Annotated in this window: 1 protein-coding gene; it reads right to left on the bottom strand. The window is 62.0% G+C overall.

Annotated features, from left to right (window positions below):
• A partial coding sequence (locus SB822_RS57290; protein WP_410859132.1) for a hypothetical protein occupies positions 1 to 271 on the bottom strand: 271 nt, incomplete at both ends.

The raw sequence follows: 271 nt of genomic DNA, 5'->3' as shown, positions 1-271 counted from the left end.
GAGATGCCGTCCCATAGGTATCCGGTCGCATGGCCGTTGATGATCGCGTCGGGCAGTTGCTGGCGGGGCACCATCTGCTTGACCGGATTCATGGTGAGAATGTGCGGCATGCGCTGGTAGTTGTTCACCGCGTTCGCGGTCCAGGCGAGGTCGCCGGACATGCCGCCGTCGGCATAGCCAGGAAAATAGAACTGCAGATCGTGCGGGACCCCGATCTCCAGGCAGCCGAAATTGACGCCCGGCTTGCCCCAGCCTTGCATCGCCATCATCA

Origin of the sequence: Paraburkholderia sp. SIMBA_054, from assembly GCF_046534875.1 — a bacterium.
GTDB lineage: Bacteria > Pseudomonadota > Gammaproteobacteria > Burkholderiales > Burkholderiaceae > Paraburkholderia > Paraburkholderia hospita.
Note: the sequence above shows the minus strand (reverse complement) of the source record. Positions and strands in the feature narration are given on the sequence as shown.